This is a genomic window from Bacillus sp. NTK034 (genome assembly GCF_017303275.1).
Classification (GTDB): domain Bacteria; phylum Bacillota; class Bacilli; order Bacillales; family Cytobacillaceae; genus Cytobacillus.
The window spans coordinates 455,909-477,766 of record NZ_JAFKOJ010000001.1 but is presented as its reverse complement, the minus strand read 5'-3'; the positions used below and the strand labels follow the sequence as shown (position 1 = coordinate 477,766).

Sequence of the window (21,858 nt, the reverse complement as noted above, 5' to 3'; positions counted from 1 at the left end):
TTATTTTTTTATAAACTCTTATCATCCACGGAATTCAGCCAGTTTTCAATTTCTCCGATAACAGACTCGACACAGCCCTCTTCAAAAGGAGAAATCAATCCAGCATCTTTAACAAGGCCTGTGAAAGGCTTGCTGCCGCCAAGCTGGCACAATTTTAAATAATCCTTCCATGCCGCTTCCTGATTCTCCCGAGACCTTTTCCAGAATTGAAATGCACAAATCTGCGCCAATGTGTAATCGATATAATAGAAAGGTGAATTGTAGATATGGCCCTGCCTCTGCCAAAATCCGCCGTTCTCTAAATACTCATTCCCATCATAATCTTTATGCGGTAAGTATTTCTTCTCAATTTCTCTCCATGCCTGTTTTCTTTCCTGAGGTGATGCTTCCGGGTTTTCATATACCCAATGCTGGAATTCATCAACTGATACTCCGTAAGGCAAGAATAGCAGTCCTCCGCTCAAATGAGAAAACTTGTATTTCTCGGTATCATCTTTAAAGAAGCCCTCCATCCACGGCCAAGTGAAAAACTCCATACTCATGGAATGAATTTCAGCAGCTTCATAAGTTGGCCAGTTATATTCAGGGATCTCAAAATGGCTGCTTGAATACACCTGGAATGCATGGCCTGCTTCATGGGTAAGAACATCAATATCTCCTGAAGTCCCATTGAAGTTAGAGAAAATGAATGGGGATTTATAGTTTTCAATATATGTGCAATAGCCGCCCCCTGCTTTTCCCTTTTTGGCTACCAGGTCCATTAGATTATTTTCTCTCATATAAGTGAAAAATTCACTGGTTTCTCTGGAAAGCTCGTCATACATTTTTTGTCCGTTTTCAATAATCCATTCCGGATCGCCTTTCGGTACAGCATTTCCTGTTTTAAATTCAAATCCTTCATCGTAATATTTCAGCCTGTCAACGCCAATCCGCTCTCTTTGCCTTTCCTTTAGCCTTGTGGCGATTGGAACGATGAAATCCTTCACCTGCTTGCGGAAATTTGCAACCATCTCCGCGTTATAATCTGTCCGGTACATGCGGAAATAAGCCAGTTCAACAAAATTCGCATATCCAAGTTTATGGGCAATCCCTGTTCTAACCTTGACAAGCTCATCATATATACGGTCCAGCTCATTCTCATTATCTCCCAGGAAACCAAAGCGTGCTTCGCTTGCTTTCTTGCGCATTTCTCGATCTGTAGATTCAGTAAATGGCTCCAATTGGGCAAGAGTGCGTTCTTCACCTTCAAAATCAATCTTGGCTGAAGCAATTAATTTAGTATACTCTGAAGAAAGCTTATTTTCTTTTTGCAAAAGGGGAACAATCTCTGGCGAGAACACCTTCAATTGTGCTTCAGCAAGCGCAAACAGCTGATTCCCCCATTTTTCTTCAAGCTCTGCCCTGAACTTAGAATTAACCAAAGCCTGATAATACCTTGTAACAAACCCTTCTACTTCAGGCTGAATTTCATCCATATAATCCTGCTCTGCTTTATAAAATTCATCATTTGTATCAACTGAATGACGGATATAGCAAAGGTTGAACATCGTGCCGACATCATTTCGAATATCATTAATTTCCTTCATAGCTCGATTTTGCTGTTCTGCAGAAGCTGCATTTTCAAATTTCTCAAGCGCTGCTTCGAAGTTCCCCTTTACTTTTTCAAGATTCGGACGAACATATGCATAGTCTTCAAATCTCACATTATTTCCCCCTCATGTATATGTAAATCGATTTTAAACAAACCACTAAACTATTTCGACAATATTTGGTTAATTTCCTCCCCTGAACCTATCTATAAAGCACAAAATAAAAAACAGCCGGTTAAGGCTGTTTTAATTACTGTACCCCATTTTTATCATTGGAGATAGACAGTCCAAGCTTCTTTAATAACTCAATGGCCGTACCTTTTTCTTCTGGAGTAAGCTCGGACATTAATGAATGGATATGCTTTTCATGGTCAGGGAATATGTTTTCGATAAAGTCTTTTCCCTTATCTGTTATTTGCGCAAAGGTAACTCTTCTGTCATTCGGGCATGCGACCCTTTTTAACAAGCCTTTCTGCTCTAGCTTGTCCACTACATATGTGATGCTTCCGCTGGCCAACAGTATTTTCCCGCCAATCTGCTGCAAAGGCTGCTCACCTTTATGGTAAAGCAGTTCCAGAACAGCAAATTCAGTTGGGTTCAATCCATAAGTTTGTATTAGTTTATTTACATTTTCATTTATTGCCCTATATGCCCTGGACAGGACAATAAACAATTTCAACGATTGGTCAATTTGTTCAGACCCCATTTTATCCAATCCCTTTACCATTTAATTAGTAGCGTTTACCTAAATTCAATTCTCAATCATTATAGAAAACAGGAAGAAAGCTGTCAATTTAACACATTCGGATCATTTGCCCGCTACAACCTCCCAATTGTGATTAAGAGTTGGAATTACCTTTTTCTTTTCAAAGAAGTAGTCGGCAATCAATTCGGTCATATCGGTTAAAATTTCTTTCACCACTGGCTTATCCTTGAACATATTGTAGCCTCCACCGCCAGCAGCACGGTAATTGTTCATTACTACATGATACTCGCCATCTTCCCTGATAGGATGCCCTTTATAGAGAAGCTTTGTGATCCTGCTGCCCTTATGTCGTGAAATATCTATTTTATACTCAATACCTTCCCACATATCGTAATTATAATGCTGTGGCTTTGGATACGAAAAATCAGGATTCACCATAATTTTTCCGTCACTGTTCAATTCAAAATAAGCTGCTGACCGCTCCAAAGCGCCTTTAATGTCTTTTCCTGTAACTTTGAGAACACATAATGAATTTGGATAAATATAGTTAGAAACAATTTCTCTCATCGTTACTTTAGACTTGAATCCCGGTGCCCCCTCATGAAATAAGGCCGTACAGGAAATATCAGCACCTGACGCTTCCATCTGCACTTTATTAATGAATTCAATCAGCGGATGCTCCCCTGTTCGCGCCTCAAATATATTATCAATCAGCATATCCCCATCAATTTCACCGATCACCTTATCCAGCCATTTCTGGGTTTTAGATTCATAATACCCGGCAAGCTGCAGCACCTCATTATCAGGCGGCATTCCGTCCGGATAAATTAAGGCAGAGTGTTTTTCATCAATCAGCCAATCATTGTGTTTCTTTCTGAATTTAACGGTAACCTTTGCAAGCGCTTGACCATTAAATCCCGGCTGCACAACAGCCACACCATTTACTTGTTCTCCTTCAATATAACGGTGCTGATGCCCGGTAATCAGAACATCAATTCCAGGAACTTCTGTACAAATCCGATATGCTTCATTTTCTCCAGTTTGTTCTTCTGTCTCTTCACCTGTTCTGATATCCCTTTCAAAGCCGCCATGATAAGAGACAATAATCAAATCTGGTTTCTCTTCCTCCTGAATATATGAAACCCACCTCTTTAAGCTGATCACCGCAGATTCAAAAACAAGATGTTCAATATGCTGCCTTTTCTCCCAATTGGGGATATACTGGGTTGTGACACCTACTACCGCTGCTTTCAAACCATTTGGAAAAGATTTTATTTTATAAGGTAGCCCGAAATACGTTTCCTTTGTTGAATTGAATAAAATATTGGCTGACAGCCATGGGAAATTGGACTCGCTGACAGCTCTTGCAAGTATGTTCTTTCCATAGTTGAATTCATGATTTCCGATTACAGCTGCATCATATTCAAGTTCATTTAATATTTGAATCATGGGATTTTTTTGGTTTTTTAAGTATCTGGAATAATAATAAGTTAGAGGAGTTCCCTGGATCAGATCGCCGTTATCAATAAGAATGGAGATCTCAGATTGTTCCTTTTCTTTCTTAATTATTGCTGCAAGCTTACCCAGCCCATGATCAGCGTGCTCACCAGTTCCATAATAATATGGATAAACATGTCCATGGACATCACTTGTAGCTAAAATCGTGAGAAAAACCTCTGATTTCATCAAATAACCCCTCCTTACATATAAAATATCATTCCTTTGAAAGAAAAAAACCACTTTTAACACAAAATGGTATAATATTGATAATGTCACTTAGATAAGAACAAATCAACCTAATTATGCTGGAGTTAACCTGATGAATAGTCGAAAACGAAATTTACTACTATATTTAATCGCAGTAATTATTCCCACTTTGGCCGGCAGCATCTTTTTCGTTATGGACTCTGTTAATCAAAACGATGAAAAAAGACTGGAAGAAGCAAAATGGATTGGCTCCATACACCAAAGGAGCTGGGATCAGTTTATATCTGAAACTGTGACCACACTTGAGATGTTATCACTGACTGCAGGAAGTGCTGACACGCCATCTGATAAACTGGAGCCTCTGCTCCAAAAAGCCAATCAGCTGGATCCGCGATATGGCGGGATTTACCTTCTTGATCCCAGCGGAAAGGTTCTTACAGGGTCAAATCAATTTTTAGCGAACTCCGATTTATCTAAAAAGAAATATCTAAATGAGGTTTCACGCACGAAAGATATTGTTATCTCTAACTCACCTGAAACCCTCACCAATGGGCAAACAGTAGTTGGGATAGGAAAGCCCGTATTCAACGACAATGGAGAGGTAATCTCTATTATTGTGGCACATATGAGGGTGGATTACGTACAAAATATTATGAGACTTCTTACTCCTGAAGCACGGCTTTCTGTCCTTAATTCAGAAAGGGAAACGATTATGGACATCAACATGAATGGTGACTCATCGTTTTCCAGGCATAATAGCATTTCAATTCCAATTGACAGGCTTCCCTGGAGTGTAAAAGTAGAATTGCCGCCAAGAGATATGCTGGAAATTGCCAAAGATGCTTTTAAGGCTATCCTTGTGTTAATGATTATAAGCCATATTCTATTTCTCTTTATTAAGTATTTAAGGCTTAAAAAGCAGAATGAAGAGGAAAAAAAGGAAAATGAGCTCCAAAAGCTGGAACTGGTGGGTACTCTTGCTGCCAGCACTGCCCATGAAATCAGGAACCCTTTAACAGGAATAAAAGGCCTTATACAGCTATTAAGTGAAAAATATACGAATACACATGACCAGTATTACTTTTCAGTTATTAATGATGAGATAAGCAGAATTAATGAAATTGTAAGTGAATTTTTAATACTGGGTAAACCTGCAGCTCAAAAGATGGAAACGTTGGATTTGAGAAATATCATAAAGGAATTAGAACCCTTGATACGCTCCGAAGCTAATTTACACAATGTCACTTTTGAATCTGCTCTTTCAGATGAACCTGTCATGGTCGATTGTACGAAAGACCAGATGAAGCAGGTTGTCCTGAATTTAACGAAAAACGCTTTTGAATCGATGGAGGGTGGAGGAAAGCTGACAATCAAGCTAAATAAAATGCATTCCAAGTGTCAGCTTAAGATTGCGGACACAGGCTCAGGAATCCCTGAAAATGAGATTGAAAAAATTTTCCATCCATTTTACACTTCAAAGGAAATGGGCACGGGCCTTGGCCTCGTGGTCTGCAGACGCATTCTGCACTCTTTCGGCGGTGAAATATTTATTACAAGCAAAGAAACTAAAGGAACGCATGTAGATATTTTTCTTCCTATTAAAAACGCATAAAAAAAGGAAGGTGCACACTGACGGGCACCTTCTTTTTTAAATCGGATAGATAGGATCATTTCTCTCTATTCTTTTCTTTATCGTCTCCATCATAAATAATAGCTGCGAATTCCTGTCTTCAGGAGCAATTTTTTTATGAAGGACGGAATAAAGTGTGATATCTCTCAGCCTCAGAAATAAGGGCAGCTGCCTTTCCAAACCATCAGGAATTTCATTTTCCAGCTGATAGCCAACCAAAAACGCGTCCAGGAAATGTTTACCAAATATTTTCATTTCTGCTGTATCCGCCTCTTTGAACTTATATAAAAGTGAGTAATACAGCGGAATCGCTATATCAGATGCAAACCAATGATGGCAGCAGTCATCAAAATCAAATACATGAATATCTTTCCCATCATAAAAAAAGTTTCCCGAATGAAGATCCGTATGAATAAGGCCAAAACTGTTTATATTTTTCGGCAAATTTTGAAGCAGATTCAATAAATCCTTTGTATGCTTAATGACCAATTGATCTTCTGCCGGTATATATTTCTCCACTAAAAGCAGTTCTTCTTCATCCCATTGCATTCGCGGTAAAATTCCAGCTGATGGAACATATGATTTTGTGGCTGCGTGCATTTTCCCCACCGCTCTTCCCCATGCTTGAAATAACTCCTGATTGAATTCGCGTGCCCGAACACTTATTGGTTTTCCCTCTGCTTTTGAAAACAGGCTGGCATAAAAGGCAGAACCGTCCTCGGCTGTTAACCTCTCAACCATATTCCCATTCTGTGATGGAAAAACTTCTGAAACCTTTAAATCCTTCGATTTCAGGTAATTCATCCAGTCTGCTTCTGATAGAAGCTCCTCCAGCATGCGGTGAGATGAGTGGGTTATCCTCAAAATATATACAATTCCATCTTTATGAACCTCATAAACATAGTTTTCAAAGTCACCCAGCTTTTTATAATTCCCGATATTCAAAGAATAGATTCTAAGGAAATTTTTGAGAATATCGTCCGTCATTAAAGCATCAACTGCATTTTCCATTAGCTCCCCTGCCCTTTTATATAATCTGAATAATGTAAATTATATAATATTTAATAGATTTCCAAAATAACTATTTTGAAAGACTAATGAATAATGTAAACTATATTTAGCTTTGCGAAATGTTCAGAAAAAAGGAGACTATATCATGAGTACTACCGCTGCTTCAATCAGCCCAAGATATGAGCCGCATCAGAAAACGGCCTATCGAATCTTATTCATTATTGGCCTTTGCCACCTATTGAATGACTCTATACAATCAGTTATTCCAGCCATGTTTCCCATTTTAGAAAAATCTATGGGGCTTTCATACTCACAGCTAGGAATGATTGCCTTTTCACTGAATATCGTGTCATCTGTCATGCAGCCGGTTATTGGAATGGCCACTGATAAAAAGCCGTTCCCTTTCGCCTTGCCAATCGGCCTGACTTTCACTTTATTTGGCATATTAGGATTGGCCTTTGCCCCGGATTATAAATGGATTATTATATCGGTATTATTGATTGGTTTCGGTTCAGCTGTGTTCCACCCGGAAGGATCCAGGGTTGCTTATTTGGCAGCTGGCCAGCGCAGAGGTCTGGCTCAATCTATCTATCAAGTCGGCGGAAACACAGGACAGGCACTTGCTCCTATCATTACCGCGCTCATTCTAGTTCCGCTCGGTCAAATGGGAGCTGCCTGGTTTACTGCAGTTGCTGCAATTGCAGTCGGACTGCTGATCTATATAGCATTTTGGTATACTGGACGCCTTCAGGAAGAACTAATTGCCGGCAGAGCTAAAAAACTAGCTGGTGGACATAATAATAAAAAGATATCAAAAAAAGTATGGCGTGCACTGACCCTGGTTCTCTTTTTGATATTTGCCCGTTCATGGTATATCTCCGGGATGACAAATTTCTACGCTTTTTATGCAATAGAAAAATATTCTTTCTCCATTAGTCAGGCACAGCTCTTCTTATTTGCATTTTTAGTATCAGGTGCTTTGGGCACATTTTTTGGCGGGCCGCTTGCAGATCGGTTTGGAAAGAAAAGGATTATTTTCCTGTCCATGATCCTGACTGTTCCGCTTTCCATCCTGATTCCTTTCGTTCCATCTCCAATTGCATTTGTCATGCTCGTGGCTAGCGGATTCATACTGATGTCAAGCTTTTCGGTGACGGTAGTATACGCTCAGGAATTAGTTCCGGGCAAAATCGGCACTATGGCAGGACTTACAGTGGGGCTGGCTTTTGGTATGGGGGCAATAGGCTCAATTGCTCTGGGCTATATTGCTGACACTGTTGGTCTGATAAATATGATTATATTAACCGGCTTTCTTCCCGTACTGGGTTTGCTGACATTATTGCTCCCGCCGGATGAAACTGTTTCAGAATGGAATAAATAGATAAAAAGGAGGGGTCACCCCTCCTTCTTCAAAAGGATTGCAGATTCTTCAGATTCTTTTTAAAAGTTTTCTAAAAATTTTAACAATTGTGTGCAATCTTCTCCTTTTTTGCCATATAATAAAGGTAAGATATTAGCTCTCTTTGTGCAGCTAAATACCCTGTAAAATGTTAGGAGGGATTAAATATGCACCTGCCAAACTACTTTGATTTTTATCAAAAATGCCTTATTCCAGCAAAGGCAGCTGAGCCATTCCTTACGGCTGGGCAAACCCATTGGCTAATCGCTCTGGAAGGACAGCTTAAAGAACAGGAAAATGATTTCTACGTCTGGAAAGTAACCCTATATCCGTCCAATTCAGAAGGAAGTTTTTCATGGAATAAGGCGCTATATTCTTCATCTCTGTACGAATGCATCCATAAAGCGTTTGAACATGCTAAAGAGCTTGAAGCCAATGTAAAAAACTCACAGTTCAATTTTTTAAAGAGACAAGAGAGAATCAGCTAACCTCAAATTTTATTCCCCTATGCGTTACTCTTTTTTTACCCTCGAATGTGAAATAACATACATATAGGTAATTTCTACTTTTAATCAAAACCCTCAGAAAATTGAATTCATAATTCATTGTAAAAAAAAGAGCCTAGACATCTCTAAGCTCTCCAAGATTATAGGGGGTCAACTATAATAGTCCGACCACTTTTAGTTTAACAGATCCTGCCTATAAAATTAAGATACTAAAGTACTATTACTTAAAAGCTTTAACGCGGTAATTTATAATAAAAACAGAATAACATACTGCAGGATTAATAGTTTTGATATAGGTTGTTAACATTTTGTTAATATTTCTAATCTATAATATAAATGTACCGAAAGATAAAACCTTTTTCATTACCCCCCTTTTCAAACCGGCCAAATATGGCCGGTTTTTGTATGAAATAGGGGTTTACTTATGCAAGCCTGAATACTATACCATGGCCGCCTTTTGGGTATTCCCATTTAATATTCTGATATGGGCATCCAATCCGGCAGCTGCCGCATTCATGGCATCCTTCATAACCCACCTGCATTCTCAATCCTTCCCACTTGTACACCTCAGCCGGACAGAAAATAGTGCATATTTTATCGGGGCATTTTGTCATGCAGATATCATGATCCAATACGGTAAGATGTGATTTGGTGTCTGCCTTAAAACGAACTAAATATTGCTTTTCTTCGATCGTTTTTGTTGACATTATTTCACCGCCTTCCATGCCCTGTACATGTCTTGAAGCACACGAATGGTCCCGCGCTCACTGGTGAAGCTCTTCACAATTTCCTTTTGCTTATCTTTCTTAGGAGTTCCATCAACTGTAAAGAATTTGCTTGCTGCCCTGTTCAGCATTGGAACATATTCCTTAAAATACTGAGGATAGTGTTCAAACGTGTGAGTTGCATCTTTATATTTTTCCAGGTCTTTAATAATAAAGCTTTGATACAGTGTTTCCCTGTACTGATTCAAGCTTGTTTCGCTAAAATCACCCCGTTTTTTGGCATCAATGATGGTTTCTGCAGCCATCGTTCCGGAAGCCATTGCCATATTGGAGCCTTCGCGATGTATGGCATTAACCAGCTGGGCAGCATCACCTGCAAGAAGGACACCATCCCCGGCCACTTTAGGCACTGAATGGTAGCCACCCTCAGGAATCAAGTGAGCCAGATACTCAGCAGATTCTCCCCCTTCTATTAAAGGTCTTACCATAGGGTGTGTTTTTAAATAATCCAGCAGGTCATAAGGCTTAAGCTTTGCCTTAATCATGCTTGACAGTGTGGTTCCCACACCAATGTTAATACTCTCTTTATTGGTGTAAATAAAGGCAGTTCCCAGATTGCCTTTCGTAGAGTCCCCAAATATTTCAATCGTACAGCCCTGGTTGTCTTCCAGGTTAAAGCGGTCATTAATTTTGTCTTTTGAAAGATTAATGACTTCCATTACCGTTAGTGCCACTTCATCAGGGCGAAATTCTTTATGGTAGCCCAGCTGTTTTGCCAGCAGTGAATTTACACCATCTGCCAAAACCACCACATCTGCATACACCTCACCATCCGGCCGGTCAGTTCTTACACCAACTACTTTTCCATTTTCAGTCAGACACTCAAGCACGACTGTTTCATTTATTAAAAGTACTCCCTGTTCAATCCCTTTTTTTGCAAACCATTGGTCAAATGGCGCCCGGAGTACTGTAAAATTATTATATGGCTCCTTCCCCCACTCAAGACCTTTATAGCCAAAACTCACTGTCGATTCTTTATCCATCATCCAAAACCGCTGCTCTATGACAGGCCTCTCCAGCGGTGCTTCTTTCCAAAATTCCGGAATGATTTCCTCCATTTGCTTACGGTATAAAACTCCACCCATTACATTTTTGCTGCCGGGATATTCTCCTCTTTCAATTTGCAGGACTTTTAAACCGTTTTTGGCGCATGTGTATGCACAGGAAGTCCCTGCAGGCCCAGCCCCCACCACAATGACATCAAACTTTTCAGACATAACTCATTTCACCCCCTCTTTCCCTTGCTTCCTTTAACTCTTTAATTAGCTTCGGCACAATTTCAAGTGCATCACCCACGATTCCGTAAGTTGCTACATCAAATATTGGTGCTTCCGGATCTTTGTTAATCGCAATAATGAACTCTGAATTCTTCATGCCTACGACATGCTGAATTGCCCCTGAAATCCCAATAGCAAAATAGACCTTTGGTGTAATAGTTTCCCCGGTCTGCCCTACCTGCTGTTCATGCGGCAGCCATCCAGCCTCCACTACATCCCTAGTACCCCCTACGGTTGCTCCAATTGCTTCAGCCAGCTCATGGATCAGCTGAAAGTTTTGAAAATCACCCATCCCTTTTCCGCCTGCAACGACAACATGAGCATCTGCTAAATTCACTTTTTTTGTGACATCTTTCACAATTTTAATCACCTTAGTGCGCATGTCATCTTCCCTTAGAGCAATCGCTTCTTTTATAACCTCTCCCTGCCTATCTGGATCTGGCTCCATGGCTTTCATAACCTTAGGCCGGACAGTAGCCATCTGCGGCCGGTGCTTTTTACAAAGGATGGTTGCCATTATATTTCCCCCAAACGCCGGGCGGCTTGCTTCAAGAAGCCTCTTATCCACTTCGACATCCAGCATGGTTGTATCTGCAGTCAATCCTGTGCTAAGATCTGTAGCAACAGCACTGGCCAAATCTTTACCATTGGAAGTGGCCCCATAAAGAAATATTTCAGGTTTATATTTTTCTGCAAGATTGATAACTGCCTTCATATATGATTCTGTCCGGTAATCCTTCATTACTTCATGGTCTATTACATATACCTGATCAGCTCCATAAGCGATTACCTCCTGACTTAAAGGCATTATTTCATAACCAAGCAGCACACCGGAAAGAGGCACATCCAGCTTATCTGCCAGCTTCCTGCCTGCACCGAGCAATTCAAGGGATACCCCCTCAATTTTTCCATCATTTTGTTCTATGAATACCCACACTCCCCGGTTCTCATCCATCATGTAAATTACCCCCTAATAATTTCTGTTATCGGCTTACAAACAGCTCTTTCTTATCATTAAGAAGCTCCATCAGCTGCTTAACCTGTTCGTCCGCATTCCCTTCAAGCCTCTTTCCGCCTTCCGGCTTAGGAGGGGTAAACATTTTTCCAACTATCGTAGGAGACCCTTTCAAACCGAGCTGTGTACGATCCACATCCTCGAGATCATTTACAGACCAGATAACCGGCTCATACCTGGCAGCTTTTATCATGTTAGGCATAGGAGAGTATTCTATGCTATTAATCTCTTTTTCAACGGTCAGCAGACAAGGGACTTGAGCTTGTATCAATTCATACCCGTCCGTAATTTTCCTTTTGATCAGGATCGTTTTTTCACCTTCATTAAATTCGGATACCTCTATAATTTTTGTAACTGGCGGAATATCCAGCCTTCTTGCTATTCCTGGTCCCACCTGGCCGGTATCTCCATCAATAGCATGTTTTCCGCATATGATTAAATCCACAGGCATATCTTTTGAAATGCGTTCCAATGCTTTAGAAAGAGCATAGCTTGTTGCGAGTGTATCTGCACCGGCAAATGCACGGTCCGAGATTAAAAAACCGCGGTCTGCTCCAATTTCGATGCTTTTCTTAATAACAGCAACAGCCTGTGGAGGCCCCATGGATAAAACCGAAATAATGCCTTTTCCTAAGGTCTTTGTTATTTTCACTGCTTCCTGCACTGCATGGGCGTCATAAGGGTTTAAAATGGCAGGAGCACTTCGCCGGTCAAGAGTATTAGTCTTGGGATTGATTTTAATAATTTTTGTATCTGGGACTTGCTTGACACACACAACTATGTGCATTTTTTACTTTCCCTCCTCTTAACTTAAAACTTGTATGAGTATTGTTCGCTTTAAGAGATTTATAAAAAAGCTTTGTATTACGATATATGATTCTCGATACAGGCATAGTACTGCAATAAGGAATTAATAAGAAATGTGCTGCTCAATATCAAGAAAAGAGGAAGCAGGCTCCCCAAATAAAAAAAAGGACCCATTATGGATCCTTTTTTTTGCTTCCTTATTATATGCTCAATATATATGCTCGGCTTTTTAATATTAGACAACTGCTTTCTTCCATGAGAGAATCATTTCCCGGAAGGAAATCCTCATTCTTTTCTTTTGTTCCTTCTCTCTTTTAATGACGCATTGATATTCAAAAATTAATTGATCAAGTTCCTGGCTGCAGCGCACAGTTTCCTGGCTCGCCATTCCATTTTTCTTGGCTGTTTCTATCATTTTTTCCCTTTTTTGCTGAATTTCAGTCAGCAGCTGTATTCTTTTATAGCGCAACGTTCTTCCTCCTACTCCTATCCCTTTATCCGATATAAATGTGTCTACTTGAAGCATTATTACAAGAATTTCTATAAATGTAAATAGATTCGCAATATTAGACAATCTTTTTCCAAACTTATTTTTATCGACATCAATTTCAATTCGCCATCATGCGGTTTCGACACATTCTGCTAAATTACACATGCGGCATCAACGGGATTTGATAAAAAATTTGCCAGACTAAAACATGTAAAAAATATCCAATTGTTATAGTGAGAAAATAAAAACCCAATGCCGGTGGCAATGGGTCATCAAATTATTGATGGACTTACTTTTTTTCATAAATTGGCACCCATCCTTCTGCAGAAACAAAAATTCGGATGGCTACTACTTTTCGATCATCCTGGAGGGTAAAATAATGGCGGATGTTTTCAGGTACGGATATTAAATCGCCTGGATGCAGGAATACTTCAAAGAATTCCCCATCTTTTCCTTGTATAATAAAAACTCCATGGCCGCTGACAATAAATCTCACCTCATCATCAGTATGATGATGTTCCTGCTGGAAATTTTGAAGAAGCTGCTCCAAATTCGGCGTATTCTCTGAAAGCGAAATTACATCCTGTGCCTTATATCCTCTTCTTTCTGAAATATCTTTAATTTCTTCAGCAAATGCAGCCAAAATTTCTTGTTTTTCATTATCGGAAAGTAAATATTTTTCCTGCAGATTTTCAGGCAATTTCTCTATTGCCCATTGCTCATAGATAACCTCCTGCTTTTCCAGAAAAGCTGCAACCTCTTCCTGATTCCTGATTTCTTTTTTTGAATTTTTCAGTACAATATATGCCAAACTAATCAACCCTTTCTATTAAAATCTTTCTCTAGCATGTTTTAGAACAGAAGCTTGGGTACTAGACTACTTTAAATAGCTGATTGGGCTTATGTTCCAGGAGCCTTAGCTGATAGCGGAAAAGAAACTCTGAAGCCTCAAGGATCTTTTTAGCCTCAAAGGAGGTTTTGCCCCATACAGTAATTCCATGATTTCTTATTAAAACAGCACCTGCATCTTCATGTATATGGGAAGAAAAACACTTAGCCAGCGCGGGAATATGTGCATGATTCGGAATAATCGGAATCCTAAGAACAGCATCTTCCTCCCATTTATCAAATGCTTTAATCAGCTCCTGCCCTTTAAATGTAACTGCCTCCTGATCACCATAAATTTCTGAGATGACATTATTATCTATTGTATGTACATGGAGACTGCATTCAGCTTTTGTTCTTCTATATATCTCAGTATGCAGAAGTGTTTCAGCGGATGGCTTTAGATGTGTTTCCACTGCCGGGTGTCCATATTCATCAACAAGGAGAAAATCTTCATCAGTTCGTTTCCTTTTATCCTTTCCGCTTGCTGTAACGAGGAATTGAAGGGGACGCCCGCTGACCTTAATGGCCAGATTTCCGCTCGTTCCCATAAACCAGTCCCTTTCTGCAAGCTCGTCCTTAATATCTGCAAGCTCATTCCATTTTTCCTCAAGTCTGCTCATACCCTCACCTCATTTAATCTTTTTAAAAGCTCAATGCAATCATAGAACGATTCAAAGGCACAATGATTTAGGTTCATCTCTTTGCTTTTCTCCAGGAGCAGGTCTCTTGCTATGACAAAGTCTGCCTGTTTTGCAGCCTCCAGATCAGTTACTGAATCCCCGATCACCACTTTAAAGGTTTCCTCACCCTCCAGTTTTCTCATAATGGAAGGCTTGCAGCAGCCGCAATTATTATCGCAATTCTCATCACAGCTATGCGGCCATAAGATTTTAATTGTATCGCAGCTAAAATCAGAACTATTGCAGAACACCTCTTCAAAGGGTCCATACTTATCCAATACAGGAGCCACAAAAAAATCTATTCCTCCGCTGACTATATAAAGCGGTATATTTTCCTTTGCCAGATAATCGATAAATGGCTGAAATCCCTCTCTTACTCTCGCATTTTCCAAGATGAAATCGGTGATCTCATCTTTCAGACTGCTTGGGAGAAGGGAAAACATCTTTCCTACTCCTTCCTGAATGGAAATTTCCTGTGCCAGAACTTGATTTTTTATCCCTTCCCACCTGGAAGGAGCAAAGTGCTTCATGATATGAATGATGTTATCATTTTCGGTAATAGTTCCATCAAAATCACAAAAAACCGCTATTTTAGCCATTCTTGACAGCCACCTCTTTGTACCCCCACAGATCAATCGCTTTTTTTAATTCAGGGAAGTTTGATGGAGCATCTGTTAAAGAAGCCCCCTTTAATATTAAATCAATTGCCTGGCGGAATGCCAAACCGCCTCCTCTTGCCCCATCCGGATGCCCATGTACGCCGCCTCCGGCATTGATTACACTGTCTATTCCGAAGTCTTCGAAAAGAAGAGGCACAAGACCCGGATGGATGCCGGCTGATGGAACCGGAAAGGTTCTTTTGCAGAAATCATTCTTAGTCAGGGCATCCCCAATTGATAATGCCTGAGTTTTTTCAAGGGCAACCGATCCATAAGGGGAAGGGAATAGAGACAAGTCTGCACCTGCATACCTGAGAAGTTTCCCTAAAAGCAAAGGATAGGAAATCCCATAAACATTTGAAGCAGAAAGTGCTCCACTAACTGCAGGATGTGCCATGATAGGCAGCCCAATCTCTTCATCTTCTCTTAATGACTGCAAAACATCGAGCCCATAAGAAAATACATTAAACAGAAGAAGGTCTGCACCAAGTCTGGATGCCTTCCTTGCCTTTTCTTTTAATTCAAAAGACCTGCCTGTTAAATTTACAGCATATAGGGTACGGTGCCCTGTTTCCTCATAAACCTGCCTTAGCACTTCTTTGCCTTCGGTTATCCTGGCTTCAAAAGGTGTAAGGCGGTTTTCAAATAGAATTTCATCATCTTTTACAAGGTCGATGCCGCCAAGGGCCTGTTCCCTAAGCTGCGAAGTTAAAAAATCCATGTCTTTGCCCAGCACCCCTTTGAAGATGCTCATTAGAAGGGGTCTGCCATATACATTCACTTTTTCCCTCAGTCCGTCAATCCCGAATCGAGGCCCAGGGAAAAAGCTTTTAAGTTCATTGGAAAACTGTAAATCTAACAATTTAATCTTTCCGTCCAATGACAGCTTTCCAAAGACTGTTGTTAATATTGCCGGTAAATCCGGACTGAAATTAACAGTGGGATAGGCAATCTTAATGACTGCAGCTGTTTCCTTTCTTTCTTCATCTTTAATAAGGACTTCAACAGCAACGACCCTGCCTTTATGCTTTTCCAGCTGCTGTTTTTCAAGCTCGGGCAAATGGGTCCATGACCCGACCGTTAACCCTAAAGCGATCTCCTCGGCCTTTTTCTCCGGGTTATGTTTTTCATCATGAATCAGATACGTTGCAATAATTTCACTCATGTATATTCTTCCTTTCAAAAATCAAAGAATGGGAACAATAAAAAACCTCTTCAAATAAGAAGAGGTTAGCATAGCAATCTAACATCTTCTTATCTTTCAGCTAAAAGCTGCAAGATTTAGCACCGTGCTCAGGTATAAGTCGGTTGCCGGGCTTCATAGGGCTAGTCCCTCCGCCTGCTCTTGATAAGAAAACGAAACGAGTATTCAGTTAATTTCGAATTAAAATTTAATTAGAATTATGACAGTGCTTAATATTTTTGTCAATTGAATTATGAAAAAAATTTAAAACAAATTTAATTTTTTTATTCGGTCCACTGCTTCTTTAAGTCTATCCTCAGATGTCAGCAATCCGGCTCTCACATACCCTTCTCCATAATCACCAAATCCGATGCCAGGTGCAACCGCAATATGCGCTTTATCCAGGAGATAGTCAGCAAACTCTTCCGATGTAAATTGCTCAGGGACTTTGAGCCATGCAAAAAAGGAGCCTTTAGGAGCTTGTACATCCCAGCCAATTTCCCTGAGGCCAGAGATGAAGGTATTCCGTCTGGATTCGTAGATAGAATTCAACTCATTAACACAATCCTGGGGTCCTGACAGAGCGGCTGCTGCAGCTTCCTGAACAGCACCAAACAAGCTGACGTATAGATGATCCTGCATTAGATTCAGTGCTTTAATGACACTTGCATTTCCAGCTGCAAATCCTATTCTCCAGCCTGCCATATTAAAGGTCTTTGAAAGGGTATAAATTTCAATACCGACCTCCTTTGCCCCTTCTGCCTGAAGAAAACTTTCAGGCTTGTTGCCGTCAAAACCAATTCCGCCATATGCAAAATCATGGACGATGCAAATACCATGACTTCGGCTCAAATTAACTGTTTCCTGAAAAAAATCCTTATTTGCCACTGCTCCTGTCGGGTTATTTGGATAATTAAGGAACATCAGTTTAGCTGAATTAAGCTGATCTGCTGACAATTCACTGTATACGGGCAAGAAGTTATTATCTTCTCTTAGAGGCATTGTCACCATGTTTGCTTTAGCAAGTGCTACACCTGACCAATAATCAGGATATCCCGGGTCCGGAACCAATACGCTGTCCCCAGGGTTTAAAAGGCATTGAGGGATTTCAACCAGGCCAGCTTTACCTCCAAAAAGGATGGCTATCTCGGTTTCGGGATCCAATTCAACATCGAATTCCCTTTTATAAAAGGATGCAGCGGCCTTTTTTAAATAAGGGAACCCCTGGAAAGGAGAATATTTATGGTTTTGCGGATTTTCGGCTGCACTTTGAAGACTCTTGACAATATGCTCCGGGGTAGGCAGATCAGGATTTCCCTGTCCAAGATTGATGACATCAAAACCTTGTTCGAGTTTTTTCCCCACTTTGGCTGTCAGAGATGCAAAAAACTGTTTAGGCAGACTTTTCAAAAGATCTGATTGCGGATAATTTACCAAATTGTTCACCTGCTTAAAAAAAAGATTGAAAATATAGTCACAAATGATATAACGTAAATGATAAGATGTAAAGTAAAATTTTGAAAATTTCCATCTATCGGACTAATTTTACCATATGGATAAGATGATTGCGGGGGAGTTTTATGAAATTAAAGATTGCCTGTTTACAAATGGATATTTCATTTGGAAAACCTGAGGAGAATTATAAAACAGCCGAAACCATGATTAATAAGGCGCTTAAGGCTAATCCGGATGTTATTGTGCTGCCTGAACTTTGGACGACAGGCTATGATTTGACCAGATTGGGTGAAATTGCAGACCAGGATGCCGGGTCAGCACTAGTTTTTTTAAAAGAGGCAGCACAGAGCAATCGGGTTCATCTGATAGGAGGATCTGTTGCAAAGAAAACATCCGAAGGCATTTACAATACTCTGCTGATTGTAGATAACAAAGGTGACTTCATACATGAATACAGCAAGCTGCACTTATTCAAGCTTATGAATGAACACCTCTATCTGAAAGGAGGGACAGCTAAGGGAGTATTTTCTCTGGAAAATAGGAAGTTTGCAGGGATGATTTGTTATGATATCCGTTTTCCTGAGTGGGTGCGGACCCATACAGCGGAAGGTGCCGAAGCTTTATTTGTAGTAGCAGAATGGCCATTGGCCCGGCTGGCACATTGGCGGTCGCTTTTGATTGCACGTGCCATTGAAAACCAGTGCTATGTAATTGCATGCAACCGCTCTGGCTCTGATCCTGACAATGTCTTTGCAGGCCATTCGATGATTATAGATCCTTGGGGAGAAGTGCTTGCTGAAGGTTCTGAAACAGAAGAAATCCTCCATGCTGAGATAGACCTGGATAAAGTGAAAGAAGTCCGCAGCATGATTCCGATTTTTACTGACCGCCAACCGGATTTTTACCGCTGATGGCATACAGGGCCCTGACTAGGGCCCCTGACTTTTTTACCCTTCTATTTTTGCCCACATTTCTGGAGGATTTAATTCATAAATGCCATTTTCCCTGTACATATAATGATTAATAATAAACTCTCTGCGTATTGTAGCATAGTCTTCATGATACTGTTTAATATATTCGTTGAGCTCTTTTTCTTCATATTTTTTTCCCATTTTCAACCCTTTGATTAGATGTTCAAAAACCATGAGCTTCTTCTTTCTCTGTGCAGGTATATTCTTCAGTTTTCCATCTTTTGTAAAGAAGTTTTCAATAACCTTCTGGCTTTCTGAATTTTGTTCTTCCATTTTCTTAATCTCCTCTTTATCTGCCAATTTCGCAAGAACACCCGACTGATGTTTCAGTACGGATTCATTTAGATAGAAATAAACTGTATTTTTATCTCTTCTCTGATAAACAAGGTTTATTTCCCTGAGTTTATTTAAATGATGGGTAATGGTTGGCGGGGTCAATCCAAGCTTCCCAGCTATCGCCTGTCCATGCAAAGGCCCTTTGGCAAGAAGAAAAACAATCCTGATTCTGGTTGGGTCTCCCATTGTCTTATAAAAAGCTACTAAACGATTTAATTGCATAATACCAGCACCCTCATTTCGATTATCATCTAATTAGATAATAATCGAATTAATTTCCTCCAGTCAACCATATATATAATATCGCATAAAAAAATCACCCTTAGAGGTGATTTAAGAAAGAGCTATTTAATATAATTAGCCCCCTCGAGGGATAGCAGTACTTCTTTAATTTCAGTCCGGGTTCCTGCATACCCTGTTAACGATTTATTTTTTCCGATTACCCGATGGCATGGAATAATGATCGGAAGGCGATTGGCTTTGTTTGCCTGTCCAATGGCGCGCACTGCTTTTTCTTTCCCTATTTTGACAGCAATGTCCTGATAACTTCTTGTCTCACCATATGGGATTAGGCAAAGCTCTTTCCAGACTGCTTTTTGAAATTCAGTGCCATGAGGTTCTATAGGGATGTCGAACTTTTTCCTTTGCCCATCAAAGTATTCCCCAAGCTGGATCGAACACTTTTTGATTAAAGGATCGGAGGGATCAAATTGCAATGGTAAAACTTCTTCCCCTTCGAGAAAATCTTCTTTCCCCATGTATAATGCCGAAAGGATCCCCTTTTCAATGACAATGTAAATGTCTCCTGCCGGTGTGTTTTTTTTAGAATAAATTCTTACTGTCATTTCATTCCCGCCTTTAAAATATAGGGCAAATAGATGTGGAATACAGTTCCTTCCCCCAATTTGCTTTCCACTTCAATTGTTCCCTTATGTTCTTCAATAATTTTATAAGTAACCATTAAACCAAGTCCAGTGCCTCTTTCCTTTGTAGTATAGAAAGGTTCACCAAGCTTTTTTATTTTATGCGCGGGAATTCCTGTTCCTTCGTCCCTAATGGATATGTGAACTTTATTATTTAACCCCTTCTGAATGGATACAGTAATATATCCACCTTTAGGCATGACTTCAATCGCATTTTTTATTATATTGATAAAGACCTTTTTCATTTGATTGGATTCACAGAAAACATTGGGCAATTTCTTTTCATAATAAGTCCTGAATTGAACATTATGCAGCACAGCCTGAGCACTCAGGAGATCGACTGTTTCCTTCATGATTTGAGATATGTCTTTTTCCACAAATTTGACAGCTTGAGGCTTAGCGAGTATGAGAAATTCATTAATAATTGAATCTATCCTGCTAAGCTCAGTGGTAATCACATTGAAATACATAGAATGATCTTCCTTCACACTGCCCTCCAGCAGCTGTATAAAGCCTTTAAGAGCTGTCATTGGGTTTCTGATCTCGTGGGCAATTCCTGCTGCCAATTCTCCAATGACATTCAAAGTGTCTGATTTCCGAAGCTGTTCTTCCATTTCCAGCTTCTCAGTTATGTCTTTAAATGTTGTCATACTGATATTAGAAAAAATATTCAGCTTGTTGGAAAACTCAAAGAACTTCTTTCTGCCTGATTTCAGAGTAATGGAAAGGTTACCGTCTGATTGCCCCGCTGAATGTATGTTTTTTATTTGCTCCTTTAATTCATCATCGGTTATATTGCAGTCATTCAAAATACTATGCAGCGATACACCGATAAGCTCCTCTTTTGTCATTTGAAGCAATCTCTGACCTGATTGATTAATATCGACTATTTCAAACTGGTCGTTCCAAAGAAGAATACCTTCAAGGGCACCTTCAAATATCATGCGGAATTTTTGTTCGCTTTCCCTCAAGCTTTTCTCCATGGCATGACGCTCACTGACATTTCTGAAGATAGTCATATGGTAGCCTTCAACGGAGTTTAATTTCACTGTAAACTCCAAAGATTTGAACTGGCCATTTGGCATAAGAAAAACTAGCTCATCCCGTATGCTTCCCTTAACGAACATCTCTTTAACAATGCTTCTGTATCTTTCCGATTTTTCATATACAAAATCTTTTATCTTTTTTTTGAGAAGCTCGTCATGAGTGCATTCAAAAATTCGGCAAGCAGCTTCATTCGCATCGATGATTTCGCCATCTCCACCCCAAAAAATGATCCCATCCAGAGCTTCGGTAAATAGGTCCGCATACAGCTCTTCATTCTTTTTCACTTTCCGTTCCAGGAGCCGCTTACTCGTTACATCTCTTAATATACACATATAAAGACTGCCCTCATTAAGGATGCTGGTAGTAAAATCAAACTCTATTATCGTTCTGCCGTTATAAATAGGAAGAATGCCCCTGACACTTTCCTTCCTCTTCAACAGTTCCCTTTGCTTTTCAAGCTTGAAATGCCTATTTTTCGGCACGATATCAGACAAATTCCTGCCGAGCAGATATTGTTTATCCATTTTTAAGCTTTCAGCAAATGATGGATTGACATCCACAATTCTCTCCTGGCTATCAAAAATTATAATTCCATCTTTCGAGCGTGAGAATATATTATATTTAGGTGAATTATCATTGGCCAAAATATTATTTTCCTTTTCCAAAGTCTCAATCCTGGCATAGAGTTTCCTGATTTCCTGATTCATAATGACCACTCTATTTCCTCCTATTGGGATATGCAATTAATTAAATATTTCTACAAGATCTGACTAAAACCTTTAAATCTCTGAGAA

General features: G+C 39.9%; 21 protein-coding genes and 1 riboswitch. Of the genes, 4 read left to right on the top strand and 17 right to left on the bottom strand.

The features are described from left to right. Positions 1-8 precede the first annotated feature (8 nt). From JI665_RS02490 to JI665_RS02480, 3 genes are all read right to left on the bottom strand, one after another. Complete coding sequence (locus tag JI665_RS02490) at positions 9-1,703, bottom strand: M3 family oligoendopeptidase (protein WP_206835843.1); 1,695 nt, start codon at positions 1,701-1,703, stop codon at positions 9-11. Between the two features lie 136 nt (positions 1,704-1,839). Beyond that, on the bottom strand, positions 1,840-2,295 hold the full coding sequence (locus JI665_RS02485) for a MarR family winged helix-turn-helix transcriptional regulator (RefSeq protein ID WP_206835839.1): 456 nt from the start codon (positions 2,293-2,295) through the stop codon (positions 1,840-1,842). Between the two features lie 102 nt (positions 2,296-2,397). Next, positions 2,398-3,981 (bottom strand): bifunctional metallophosphatase/5'-nucleotidase, encoded by a 1,584-nt coding sequence (locus JI665_RS02480; RefSeq protein WP_206835837.1) that lies wholly within the window; start codon positions 3,979-3,981, stop codon positions 2,398-2,400. 133 nt (positions 3,982-4,114) lie between these two features. Between JI665_RS02480 and JI665_RS02475 the strand changes: the two genes are divergently transcribed. Beyond that, the gene (locus JI665_RS02475) at positions 4,115-5,614 is read left to right on the top strand and encodes a PAS domain-containing sensor histidine kinase (protein ID WP_206835832.1); all 1,500 of its coding nucleotides are present in this window, start codon (positions 4,115-4,117) and stop codon (positions 5,612-5,614) included. A gap of 36 nt (positions 5,615-5,650) precedes the next feature. On the opposite strand, the gene JI665_RS02470 is transcribed toward JI665_RS02475, so the two are convergent. Further along, positions 5,651-6,643 (bottom strand): phosphotransferase enzyme family protein, encoded by a 993-nt coding sequence (locus JI665_RS02470; RefSeq protein ID WP_206835829.1) that lies wholly within the window; start codon positions 6,641-6,643, stop codon positions 5,651-5,653. Positions 6,644-6,788: 145 nt separating this feature from the next. On the opposite strand from JI665_RS02470, the gene JI665_RS02465 reads away from it, so the two are divergent. Both JI665_RS02465 and JI665_RS02460 read left to right on the top strand, forming a co-directional pair. Next, a complete protein-coding gene (locus JI665_RS02465; RefSeq protein ID WP_206835826.1) occupies positions 6,789-8,024 on the top strand; it encodes an MFS transporter in 1,236 nt (411 codons plus the stop codon). Positions 8,025-8,209: 185 nt separating this feature from the next. Next, complete coding sequence (locus JI665_RS02460) at positions 8,210-8,530, top strand: hypothetical protein (protein WP_206835823.1); 321 nt, start codon at positions 8,210-8,212, stop codon at positions 8,528-8,530. A gap of 440 nt (positions 8,531-8,970) precedes the next feature. On the opposite strand, the gene JI665_RS02455 is transcribed toward JI665_RS02460, so the two are convergent. The 10 genes from JI665_RS02455 to JI665_RS02410 all read right to left on the bottom strand — a co-directional run bounded on the left by JI665_RS02455 (position 8,971) and on the right by JI665_RS02410 (position 17,769). Further along, complete coding sequence (locus JI665_RS02455) at positions 8,971-9,255, bottom strand: ferredoxin family protein (protein WP_019381639.1); 285 nt, start codon at positions 9,253-9,255, stop codon at positions 8,971-8,973. Then, complete coding sequence (locus tag JI665_RS02450; RefSeq protein WP_206835819.1) at positions 9,255-10,550, bottom strand: FAD-dependent oxidoreductase; 1,296 nt, start codon at positions 10,548-10,550, stop codon at positions 9,255-9,257. Before JI665_RS02450 ends, JI665_RS02455 begins: the two co-directional genes overlap by 1 nt. Continuing rightward, on the bottom strand, positions 10,543-11,568 hold the full coding sequence (locus JI665_RS02445) for an electron transfer flavoprotein subunit alpha/FixB family protein (RefSeq protein ID WP_206835816.1): 1,026 nt from the start codon (positions 11,566-11,568) through the stop codon (positions 10,543-10,545). The genes JI665_RS02450 and JI665_RS02445 overlap by 8 nt, the downstream gene beginning before the upstream one ends. A gap of 25 nt (positions 11,569-11,593) precedes the next feature. Next, a complete protein-coding gene (locus tag JI665_RS02440; protein WP_206835813.1) occupies positions 11,594-12,412 on the bottom strand; it encodes an electron transfer flavoprotein subunit beta/FixA family protein in 819 nt (272 codons plus the stop codon). 255 nt (positions 12,413-12,667) lie between these two features. Further along, positions 12,668-12,901 (bottom strand): aspartyl-phosphate phosphatase Spo0E family protein, encoded by a 234-nt coding sequence (locus JI665_RS02435; protein ID WP_206835809.1) that lies wholly within the window; start codon positions 12,899-12,901, stop codon positions 12,668-12,670. A gap of 310 nt (positions 12,902-13,211) precedes the next feature. Next, positions 13,212-13,733 (bottom strand): 1,2-dihydroxy-3-keto-5-methylthiopentene dioxygenase, encoded by a 522-nt coding sequence (locus tag JI665_RS02430; RefSeq protein WP_206835806.1) that lies wholly within the window; start codon positions 13,731-13,733, stop codon positions 13,212-13,214. 61 nt (positions 13,734-13,794) lie between these two features. Continuing rightward, a complete protein-coding gene (locus JI665_RS02425) occupies positions 13,795-14,430 on the bottom strand; it encodes a methylthioribulose 1-phosphate dehydratase (RefSeq protein WP_206835803.1) in 636 nt (211 codons plus the stop codon). After that, positions 14,427-15,089: a 2-hydroxy-3-keto-5-methylthiopentenyl-1-phosphate phosphatase gene (locus JI665_RS02420; protein WP_206835796.1), complete on the bottom strand. Its 663-nt coding sequence runs from the start codon at positions 15,087-15,089 to the stop codon at positions 14,427-14,429. Before JI665_RS02420 ends, JI665_RS02425 begins: the two co-directional genes overlap by 4 nt. Continuing rightward, positions 15,082-16,314, bottom strand: coding sequence for a 2,3-diketo-5-methylthiopentyl-1-phosphate enolase (locus tag JI665_RS02415; RefSeq protein WP_206835793.1), 1,233 nt, complete (start codon positions 16,312-16,314; stop codon positions 15,082-15,084). Before JI665_RS02415 ends, JI665_RS02420 begins: the two co-directional genes overlap by 8 nt. Positions 16,315-16,400: 86 nt before the next feature. Further along, a riboswitch (SAM riboswitch) is annotated at positions 16,401-16,504 on the bottom strand. A gap of 92 nt (positions 16,505-16,596) precedes the next feature. Further along, entirely contained in the window at positions 16,597-17,769 is a 1,173-nt protein-coding gene (locus JI665_RS02410; RefSeq protein WP_206835790.1) for a pyridoxal phosphate-dependent aminotransferase, read from the bottom strand. Between the two features lie 143 nt (positions 17,770-17,912). Here JI665_RS02410 and JI665_RS02405 point away from each other — a divergent pair, with 143 nt between their 5' ends. Then, complete coding sequence (locus JI665_RS02405; protein WP_206835787.1) at positions 17,913-18,698, top strand: carbon-nitrogen family hydrolase; 786 nt, start codon at positions 17,913-17,915, stop codon at positions 18,696-18,698. 36 nt (positions 18,699-18,734) lie between these two features. On the opposite strand, the gene JI665_RS02400 is transcribed toward JI665_RS02405, so the two are convergent. From JI665_RS02400 to JI665_RS02390, 3 genes are all read right to left on the bottom strand, one after another. Further along, positions 18,735-19,316 (bottom strand): metalloregulator ArsR/SmtB family transcription factor, encoded by a 582-nt coding sequence (locus JI665_RS02400; protein WP_206835784.1) that lies wholly within the window; start codon positions 19,314-19,316, stop codon positions 18,735-18,737. A 122-nt stretch (positions 19,317-19,438) separates the two neighbouring features. Then, positions 19,439-19,939: a methylated-DNA--[protein]-cysteine S-methyltransferase gene (locus JI665_RS02395; RefSeq protein WP_206835781.1), complete on the bottom strand. Its 501-nt coding sequence runs from the start codon at positions 19,937-19,939 to the stop codon at positions 19,439-19,441. Then, positions 19,936-21,771: a PAS domain-containing sensor histidine kinase gene (locus JI665_RS02390; protein WP_211202445.1), complete on the bottom strand. Its 1,836-nt coding sequence runs from the start codon at positions 21,769-21,771 to the stop codon at positions 19,936-19,938. Before JI665_RS02390 ends, JI665_RS02395 begins: the two co-directional genes overlap by 4 nt. Between the last annotated feature and the right edge of the window lie 87 nt (positions 21,772-21,858).